General features: G+C 40.5%; 11 protein-coding genes. All 11 read left to right on the forward strand.

Features of this window, described 5'->3' with window-relative positions:
* On the forward strand, positions 1 to 627 hold a 627-nt coding region (locus P9M13_09310), incomplete at its 5' end, for a tetratricopeptide repeat protein (protein ID MDP8263478.1).
* 21 nt (positions 628 to 648) lie between these two features.
* A complete protein-coding gene (locus tag P9M13_09315) occupies positions 649 to 1146 on the forward strand; it encodes a chemotaxis protein CheW (GenBank protein ID MDP8263479.1) in 498 nt (165 codons plus the stop codon).
* Positions 1147 to 1241: 95 nt separating this feature from the next.
* Entirely contained in the window at positions 1242 to 1760 is a 519-nt protein-coding gene (locus tag P9M13_09320; protein MDP8263480.1) for a chemotaxis protein CheW, read from the forward strand.
* A 56-nt stretch (positions 1761 to 1816) separates the two neighbouring features.
* Complete coding sequence (locus P9M13_09325) at positions 1817 to 3769, forward strand: methyl-accepting chemotaxis protein (protein ID MDP8263481.1); 1953 nt, start codon at positions 1817 to 1819, stop codon at positions 3767 to 3769.
* A 77-nt stretch (positions 3770 to 3846) separates the two neighbouring features.
* A complete protein-coding gene (locus P9M13_09330) occupies positions 3847 to 6009 on the forward strand; it encodes a hybrid sensor histidine kinase/response regulator (GenBank protein MDP8263482.1) in 2163 nt (720 codons plus the stop codon).
* Between the two features lie 127 nt (positions 6010 to 6136).
* Positions 6137 to 6505: a four helix bundle protein gene (locus tag P9M13_09335; GenBank protein MDP8263483.1), complete on the forward strand. Its 369-nt coding sequence runs from the start codon at positions 6137 to 6139 to the stop codon at positions 6503 to 6505.
* Between the two features lie 119 nt (positions 6506 to 6624).
* Positions 6625 to 6996, forward strand: coding sequence for a response regulator (locus tag P9M13_09340; protein MDP8263484.1), 372 nt, complete (start codon positions 6625 to 6627; stop codon positions 6994 to 6996).
* 148 nt (positions 6997 to 7144) lie between these two features.
* Positions 7145 to 8155 carry a chemotaxis-specific protein-glutamate methyltransferase CheB gene (gene cheB, locus P9M13_09345; GenBank protein ID MDP8263485.1) on the forward strand — a complete coding sequence of 337 codons (1011 nt, stop codon included), beginning with the start codon at positions 7145 to 7147 and terminating at the stop codon, positions 8153 to 8155.
* A gap of 188 nt (positions 8156 to 8343) precedes the next feature.
* On the forward strand, positions 8344 to 9114 hold the full coding sequence (locus tag P9M13_09350; protein MDP8263486.1) for a PAS domain S-box protein: 771 nt from the start codon (positions 8344 to 8346) through the stop codon (positions 9112 to 9114).
* A gap of 34 nt (positions 9115 to 9148) precedes the next feature.
* Complete coding sequence (locus tag P9M13_09355; GenBank protein ID MDP8263487.1) at positions 9149 to 9811, forward strand: response regulator; 663 nt, start codon at positions 9149 to 9151, stop codon at positions 9809 to 9811.
* Positions 9789 to 9998: hypothetical protein (locus P9M13_09360; GenBank protein ID MDP8263488.1), on the forward strand; the 210-nt coding region annotated here is incomplete at its 3' end. The genes P9M13_09355 and P9M13_09360, both read left to right, overlap by 23 nt.

The raw sequence follows: 9998 nt of genomic DNA on the forward strand, positions 1-9998 counted from the left end.
ATTAAAGGGCCCAAACCACCGGAGAAAAAAGCCCAAGAGATAATAGATGAGATATCAAAAGCTGAGATGGCGTCCGAGAAAAAGATTGAGACGCAAGAGCACACGGTACCTTCCGGTAAGATGGAAGATTTGCTTGTTCAGATAATGAAAGATCTTTATATGAAGAAGTATGACAGGGCGCTCACAGTTATTGAGCAGGCGCATGCGGTGGACAGAAATGTTATCGAGCCCTATTTTTTTGCCGCTGAAATCTATATGAATCAGGGCAGGATAGATGAAGCAAAAGAAAAACTATGTGTCGCTTTAAGGATCAACGCGCTATTTGCGCCGCTGTATTATCTTTTAGGGAATATATATATAGAAACAGAAGATTTTGATCAGGCCAGGGAGAATTTTAAAAAGGCCCTTTATCTTGATAAGAATTTTGTGCTGGCGCATTTTAGCCTTGGGGTAGTGTTAAGGAAAGTTGGGCGCATTGAAGATGCTCTGCGCCAATTCAGAAACACGCAAAAGATTTTGCTAAAAGATACCTCAGGTGATACAATTGCATTTAGCGGTGGATTTAATGCCGCGACATTGATAAGTGTATGTAAGAATAATATTGAGCGCCTTAAGAGTATGGGGTAATGCGAATTATTGTATCGGTATATGTCTGTACGTAGAGGAAATAATATGGTTCTTGTTACATTCAAACTCGCTGACAAGGAATATGTCCTTGATATAGGCCAGGTCTGCGAGATAATCAGAATGAGAGAAATTATTTCTATTCCTGATTCCGCTGATTTTGTTGAGGGAGTAATGAATCTGCGCGGCAAAGTCATTCCCCTGATCAGCTTGAGAAAGAAATTCGGTCTTGGGCATTTAGATTCCAACCGTTTGAGCCGTATCATAATATCGCAGCTAAAAAACGGCCATTTTATGGGGGTCGTTGTTGACGCTGTATCTGATGTAATAACGCTTCACACTTCTGACATCACCCCTCCGGATGACGTTTTAAAAAAGGCAAAATATCTCATAGGTGTAGGGAGGATTGAAAAAAGACTGATTCTTATCGCGGATATTGAAAAGCTCCTTACAGCGCGTGAAATAACAGGGATTAAAGAGGTGCATGGAAGGGTCGAGATTAAGAGAAGACAGAAGGACTAAAAAATAACAACGCGTTTTCTTGCCGCAAAACAGTGGCGGATACGTCCTGTGACGAAAAAGATCGCGGTTGTTTTATTAAAGTGCATGGAGTGATAATGGCCGGTAAAAAAGACAAGATAATAATCGAAGTAAATGAAGAAGAGCTTTCCGGCGTGGAAGAAAAAGAAAAGATAAGGGTCGTATCATTTTCTTTAGGCGGCCAGTATTATTGTATAGATATAAAGCAGGCCAAAGAAGCGGTAAGGCTTAGCCGGATAACAAAGGTCCCTAATGTGCCGGAATTTATTGCGGGAGTAATGAATCTTCGCGGCGAGATAATTACGTTAATTGATTTAAGATATTTTGTCGGTATAACCAGGCTCAAACGGGCTGAAGGTGCGAAGCTCATTGTAACTGATGCGGGAGGTTCTTCAGTAGGTATTTTAGTCGATACAATAGAAGAGACTCTTAATGTCGATTGTGATCTCATTGAGCCTCCGCTGGTAACGCTGAGGGGTGACCTTGCGGTATATACAAAGGGAGAGATCCAGCTCGATGGTAAGATACTGGTCCTTTTGGATATGGAGAAAATCCTGGATTGCGAAGAAATAACGCGGCTGCAAACAGAAGATTAGATTTTTTAAAGCAGCGCTTGTAACTGTTGGTAACCTTTATACTGTGGAGGAGAAAGATGAAAAAAACATTTTTTAGAAGCATAAAAACTAAATTAGTTTCCCTATTCCTGTTAATGGCCATAATTCCGTTGGTTTTAATGGGTGTTCTGGCGTATAGAAACTTTGAAGAAGCGCTTGAAAAAGAAGCCTTTGAAAAACTTACGGTCGTAGCAGAGCTTAAAACAAACTGGATATCCAACTATTTGAAGAAATGGGTTTCTGATACGGCTCTATTGTCAAAAGCTCCCTCGATAGTGGCTACAATAGCTGAGATGGAAAACGTTTTTAAGGATAGCCAAAAAACGTTTACCGTTTTTGCAAAATCTGCGGAATATGAAGCCCTTATCAAGAAGATAGACCTTTACTTGAAGGATGTTATGGATAGGTATAATTGTGAAGATCTTTTTCTTATAGATAATACCGGCAATGTTGTTTACACGGTACTGCATGAGTCGGATTTTGGCGCAAATATGATAACAGGCAAATACAATGACAGCAACTTGGCAAAGGTAACAAAAAAGATCTTGAAAGGCGAAGTCAGATCAGGTTTAACAGACTTTGAATTTTACGCGCCAAGCGGAAACATGCCGGCAGCCTTTTCAGCTCATGGCATTTATACTGATCAGGGGGAAATACTTGCGGTAGTGGCCTTGCAGCTTTCAATACAGGAAATCGATGTGATAATGCAGCAAGCCTATGGGATGGGGAAAACAGGCGAGACATATCTGGTCGGCGGTGACTATCTTATGAGGTCAAATTCACGGTTTGCCTCTGGGGACACGATCCTGAAAAGGAAGATTGATACGGAAGGTATAAGAGACGTATTTGCCGCAAAACAGGTGAAACGGGGCCCCGGAATCTGTAAAAACTGGATATACAAAGATTATCGCGAAAATTATGTTCTGGGGCATAATCACTATTTAGGGGGAGTAGACTGGGCGGTGATGACGGAAATAGACAAGTCCGAGGCGTTTGCGCCCGCATTAAGGCTAAGAAACACTGTTTTTGTGATTGTAGTATTGATCGTAATTGCGGTTACTATTGTTGCTGTAATCGTGTCTAACAGGATCTCTAATCCTATTATGCGTTTGGCAAATTTTGCCGAAGAGGTAGCGAAGGGAGATTTAACAAAGACCATATCGGTAAAAAACGGCGATGAAATAGGTGTATTGGCAAATAGTTTCAACACGATGGTAAAAGGATTGGCTGTGGTATTGGTTAAGATGCAGGATGCGGTAAACCAGATAGCATCGGCCGGAAATGAGATTGCCGCGGCCAGCCAACAACAGGCGGCAGGCGCAAGAGAGCAGTCATCGGCGAGAAGCGAAACAACTTCCGCGGCAACAGAGTTATCAAAGAGCGCTGAGCAGGTGGGAGAGAACATACAAACAGTTTCACAGACGGCTCATCATGCCTTGGATGGAATGGCTACGATAAAGGGTTTACTAGGCAGTACAAACACGATTATCTCTTCATTGAGCGAGAGGTCCCAAAAAATAGGTAATATCACTGAGTTAATAGACGATGTAGCGGACAGAACAAATCTTTTAGCGGTTAATGCGGCGATCGAGGCGGCGCGTGCAGGTGAGCAGGGTAGGGGTTTTACCGTTGTTGCTGATGAGATACGGAAATTATCCGATTCAACGGCAAAATCCACCAAGGATATTACCGCTCTCATTGAAATTATCCAGCATGAGATCTCCAATGTCATAATGTCCATGGAAAAGAGTGTTAACAGCGTTGATGAAGAAGTGCAATTATCAAAAAATGTCGCTGAGAGCTCAAAGGAAATATCAATGAGCGCAAATCAGCAAATGAGCGGGTCAAAACAAATAGCGGACGCTATGGTAAATATAAATGATGCAATGAAGCAGATTGCATCTGGAGCGCAGCAGTCACAGGTAGCGGCAAAACAGCTGACAACGCTGGCACAAGAGCTTAAGGGCGTCGCGGGAAATTTTAAATTATAATCCTGGAGCATAGCGGATAGTTTGGGCAGTGTTGGTATTGGGTCAGTTTCTACGCTTTAGCGTAAAAGGAATATTTAATGGGTTTTGATAAATCAAAATACATAGAACAATTCAAAGCAGAAACAAAAGAGCATATTCAAAAGCTTAACCAGGGGGTTTTGGATCTTGAAAAGGATCCCGAAAATCCTGAGCTTCTTGATCTTTTGATGAGGGAAGCACACACTGTAAAAGGTGCGGCGACCATGATGGGGTACAGGAGAATTGTTGAAATTGCCCATACAATCGAAGATGGATTTGAAAAAGCGGCCAAACAAAAATCCGGCATAGAAAAAGATTGCTTTAATCTGCTATTTGAATGTCTGGATGCGATGGATGTGCTTTTGGAAGATAAAGTTGTGTGGGAAGAAAAAGGTATTGATAGACCGTATCTTGAAGGACTGTGTGAAAAGCTCGATGATCTGCTTTCCGGAAAGATTGCCCGAGTACCTTCCAGGCCGCAGGTGAAACGGGGTGCGAAAGACGGGGTAAAAAAGAAGAAGAAAAAAAGTCTCTCTCTTACTGGAACTGCGGAGAGTGGCCGGCAGGCGGCGGAAGAAGTTGTAGCGCCAACTGAGGTGGAAGAAAGTATCCGTATAGACACAGGTAAGTTGGATACTCTTATGAATCTTTCGGGAGAATTGCTTGTTTCCAGAATAAGGCTGCATGAGTTAGTTCTAGATATGATAGAAAAAAAAGAGTCTCAGGAAGGAATAGATGAGAGGTTAAGTGGTTTGATAGATGAATTAAAAGAGGTTGACGAGAATATTGATTTTTCGTCATCTCTTATACAGGATGAGGTGCTGGGTCTCAGGATGATACCGGTTTCTTATCTGTTTAATACATTTCCCAGAGCAATGCGGGATTTGGCGCATGAGAAGAGAAAGGATATTGATTTTGAGATAAAAGGTGAAGATACGCATTTAGATAAGAGTATTATTGACCAGATGAAAGATCCTATAATGCATCTATTGAGAAACGCCCTTGATCACGGTATCGAGGAGCCGGCGGAACGCTCAAAAAAGAATAAAACCGAAAACGGTAAGATTACTTTAAATGCTTTTCAAAAAGGTTCGCAGGTTATAATTGAAGTATCGGATGATGGCACCGGGATAGATATTAATAAGGTGAAGGAAAAGGCCATTAATGGAGGATTAATTACAAAGGAAAGGATCGTGGGGGTGACAGATGAGCAAGTCATTCAATTCCTGTTTATGCCCGGTTTCAGTACCAGTGAAAAAGTGACAGAAGTATCCGGTCGAGGGGTAGGGCTGGACATTGTGCGGGATAGGATCGCAAAATTAAAGGGGATGATAGAGGTTGTTTCAGGGAATGATACCGGTACAAAATTTATTATGAAATTACCGCTCACTCTGGCAATAACGGGCAGTCTTTTTGTCTCATCGGGAAGCGAGGTATTTGCTATTCCTATAGACACTATTGTGGAAACGATCAGGGTAAATCCTCAGGAGATAAAAACCATAGAGACAAAAGAGGCGGTAACGGTAAGAGGCCATATAATGCCGTTGATACGGCTTGGCGATCTGTTCGGCTTTTCAGCCAGAGGCATAACAGAGAAAAGGTTCTTTTCGGTTGTTGTAGTGCAGTCTGTTGAGAAGAAGATAGGGCTATTGGTTGACGAGCTTCTTGGACGCCAGGAAATAGTATGCAAACCGCTTGGCCATCCTCTTAGAAAAACAAAAAATATTGCCGGTGCAACAATTCTCGGTGACGGCAGGGTAATTCTGGTATTGGACATACCTTTTATTATAGAGTCCGCGGAAGGCTGTGTTGTAAGACTACCTGTTGTGAAACCGGCTCGTACGAAAGCAAAGAAAGAGAGAAAGACTATCCTTCTTGCCGAAGATGTTTTAAGTACGGCAATGCTGGAGAAAAATATCCTGGAATCAGCGGGTTTTACCGTTGTAATAGCCCGTGACGGACAAGAGGCGTTAATAAAAGCTGGCCAGGAAAAATTCAATCTTGTTATTACAGATGTTTTAATGCCTAAGATGGATGGTTTTGAATTAACGGCGAAACTAAAAAAAGATAAATTGTATAAGGACGTACCGGTTATAATTGTTACCACCAGAGATAGCGATGCCGATAAAAAACGGGGCATGGAAGCGGGCGCGGACGCATACATATTGAAAAGTGATTTTACATCTGAAGGGTTATTGGAAGTGATAGAAAGGTTAATATAGCGTTTTACTAGCGTTTAGCGGGTAGCGTATAGCGAATAGTAAAAGAATATAAAATGCATTTTCTATCCGCTAAACGCTATATTGCTATACGCTAGTAAAAATCGCTAGTAAAAATCGAGGATAGGGTATGAGGACAAAATCGTTTAAAGATCTTATAGTGTGGCAAAGGTCGTATGAGCTGGTGTTGAATATATATAAAATTACCAACAGTTTTCCAAAATGTGAAACATATGGATTGGCACAGCAGATGCGGCGGTGTTCCGTATCTATTCCTTCTAACATAGCCGAAGGTTATGGAAGGAATCACGATAAAGAATATAAGCAGTTTTTGTCTGTTGCCTATGGTTCATTATGTGAGCTGGAGACACAATATTTATTATCGTTCGATTTAAAATATTCACAGAAAAGTGATAATATAGAAAGTTTAATGAAAGAAGTCGGAGGAATGCTTTATTGTATGATAAAAAAAATAGCACATAGCAATCGAGTAATATAGCGGTTAGCACATAGCGAATAGGATGGAATATTAATAATATCTTTTACTATCCGCTAAACGCTACCCGCTATCCGCTAGTATGAACGCTAAACGCTATTTAAAAGGGGAGGGGGAAGATAATGGCAAAAAAAGTACTTGTTATAGAAGATAGTCCTACGGAAGCGGCGATCGTAAAAGACCTTCTTGTGGGAGAGGGGCTGGAAGCTGATATTTCCCAGAATGGTGAAGAGGGCCTGAAAAAGGCCCGGCAGATGAAACCTGATCTGATTATGCTGGATATAAATTTACCTGGCATGAATGGATATGATGTTTGTAAAAAGCTAAGAGAAGACAGCAGAGTAGGAGATCCAATAATTATAATGCTTTCAATTAGGAGTAAAATGGATGATATCAATAAGGCCTTTAATGCGGGAGCGAATGATTACATTATAAAACCGCCTATGCCTGAATTCATAGTAAAGAAAGTAAAATTATACCTGGGAATAAAATGAATTATAGCGTATAGCAATATAGCAATATAGCGTATAGCGTTTAGCACATAGCGTATAGTAAAAGAATAAAAATACATTTTCTATCCGCTAAACGCTATGTGCTATACGCTAGTAAAATGCTATCCGCTAATAAAACACTGAGGTAAATATGAAAAATAAGATCAATGTCCTTGTCGTAGACGATTCTCCGTTAATGAGAGATATACTTATATCTATCTTGAATAGCGATTCTTCGATAGAGGTCGTCGGTACGGCTTGCAATGGCATGGAGGCGGTAAAAAAAGCAATCGCGCTAAAGCCTCATGTTATTACAATGGATCTTAAAATGCCTTTGATGAGCGGAATGGAAGCCCTTGAGAAAATAATGGAAGATTCGCCAATACCCGTTATTGTTGTAAGCACAGTCGAGAGAGATGTTGTATTTAAGGCTTTGAGTGTCGGTGCTATGGATTTTATTTTGGTCTCAGAAAATGTTAAAATGCTTGCGGTAGATTTAATTGAAAAAGTTAAGATTGCCTCTCGGGTAAAACCATTGCGGCGCATGAAGATTAGTAAATCGCCAGCTCCAAAGGCAGTTCGTAAAAAAGGTGTGGATAAGATAGTTGTGATCGGTTCCTCAACCGGAGGCCCTCAGGCTCTTCAAGTATTATTGTCACAGCTGCCTTCAGGCTTTCTTGCGGGCGTGGTTATTGTTCAGCATATGTCAGAAGGTTTTATTGAGGGGCTGGCCCAGTGGTTAAAAACAACCTCTTCTTTGGATGTTCGTGTTGCTGCCGAGGGCGATGTTTTGAAGAGTTCGACAGTATTTCTTGCTCCCGACGGCTATAATATTAATATAGGCACTGATGGCGTAGTAATCTTGTCTGAAACTAAAACCAAAAAGATGGTTCATATTCCTTCGATTGACGAAATGATGAAATCCGCGGCTTGTGCGTACGGAAAATCCGCAATCGGCGTTATTTTGACCGGAATGCAAAATGACGGGGCTGAAGGTATCCGTGCAATAAAGAATGCCGGCGGTACAACGATCGCGCAGGATGAAGAAACATCGGTGGTGTTTGGAATGAACCGATCGGCTATTAAAACAGGATGTGTAGATAAAATAGTCCCTCTAGAAAAAATCGCCGGAGAAATCGTTAAAGCAATTAGGGACATATAAGTAGCGTTCGTACTAGCGGATAGCGGATAGCGGGTAGCGTTTAGCGGATATTAAATGTATTTTTATTCTTTTACTAAACGCTATATTACTATGAATGCTAGTAATGGGTAGAATTAGCTGAATTGTTTGCGGTAGTGGAAAAATATATTCATTATCAATGAAAACGAAAACGAAAATGAGGGTTTTTCGTGAGAGCCAGAATTAAAACATTAATAATGTTTGTCCTGTTCGGCATCGTGGTATGGATAGCTGATGCAGTTGCCGACTATTACATGTTTTATAAGGGTAATAGTTTTCTTGATTTATTAATATTACACCCTCCGCCTCATGAAATCTATATACGCTCAGTAATTCTCGTATTGTTTTTTGTTGCTGGCATAGTATTCTCGAGTGTGGTAGCTGATTTAAAAAAAGAACACGATGCAATATTGATAATAAAAGATGAATATAAAGATATCTTTAACAGCCTGATGGATGGAGTTGTTCTGGCAAAAAAAGATACGAAAAAATTTTCACTGCCGAATAAACGAATATGTGAGATGTTGGGCTATAGCGCACAGGAGATTGAAACATTAGGGATAGAGGATATTCATCCGAAAGAAGATCTGGACTCTGTGATGGAAGGACTTCAAAAACAAATGAGCGGAGAAAAAAGCCTATTCAGAAATTCAACGGTGAAAAGAAAGGACGGCACTGTTTTTTACGCTGATATAAATTCAATACCTGTAACATTAGGGGCAGTAGATTATATGGTGGGTGTTTTTAGGGATGTAAGCGAAATAATAGAAGGAGAAACCAAGCTGCGAGCGAAGAATGAGGAGCTTGAAAAGATCAATAAGATGATGGTCGGTAGGGAACTCAGGATGGAAGGGCTTAAGCGTGAGATAGCCGAGCTCAATGCTGTGATTAATTCGCAAAAAGAATATATCGATAGATTGCAAGGGGATAGTAAAAAATAGATTTTATAACAGTACTTTGAACGGGCAGGTGAAAATGGAAAAAGAATTAAAAATTCTTCTTTTAGAGGATAATGCGGATGATGCTGAGCTTGTTGAACGTGAGTTGGTGAAAGAAAAGATATCTTTTGTTATGAGACGGGCAGAGACAAAAGAACAGTTCCTGCAGGAGTTAGAGAATTATAATCCGGACATAATTTTAGCAGACTATAGATTGCCTTCTTTTTCAGGTTTGCAGGCACTTGATATGGTCCTCGACCGTTACGCACACATACCATTTATCATTGTAGCAGGTACTCTTGGTGAAGAAATAGCAATAGATGCAATGAAAAGTGGAGCGACGGACTATGTTCTTAAAGATAAATTGGGACGTCTGTCTTTTTCTGTAAAAAGAGCAATTAAGGGAATGAGAGAGAAAGAAGATCTTTTATCCGCGGAGAGAGAGTTAATGGAGGTTGCACGGTTATGGAGTGATTGTTTTAATGGGATAAATGATGGTCTTGCCATATTAGATTTTGATAAAAAGATCATTCGGTGTAATCGCGAAATGGAGAGAGTGTTGCACAAACCATTCAGTGAAATAATAGGTGTGAAATGCTGCTCAGTGATTCACGGTACTGATAAACCAATCGAAAATTGTTCTTTTGAGCGTATGAAAAAAAACAGAGAAAAGAGAAGTGTTAGATATCGAGGTAGGTGACAAGTGGTGTAATATTATCTTCGATCCTCTGTTTGGCGATAACGGAAAACTTTCGGGGGCATTACTTATACTAAGAGACATTACAGAGAGAAAGAAAAATGAAGAAGAATTAAAAATAAGGACAAAGGAGTTAGAGCGGTTTAATAAGACTATGATCGATCGCGAATTACGGATGGTTCAATTAAAG

It is taken from the genome of Candidatus Ancaeobacter aquaticus (assembly GCA_030765405.1).
Lineage (GTDB): Bacteria > Auribacterota > Ancaeobacteria > Ancaeobacterales > Ancaeobacteraceae > Ancaeobacter > Ancaeobacter aquaticus.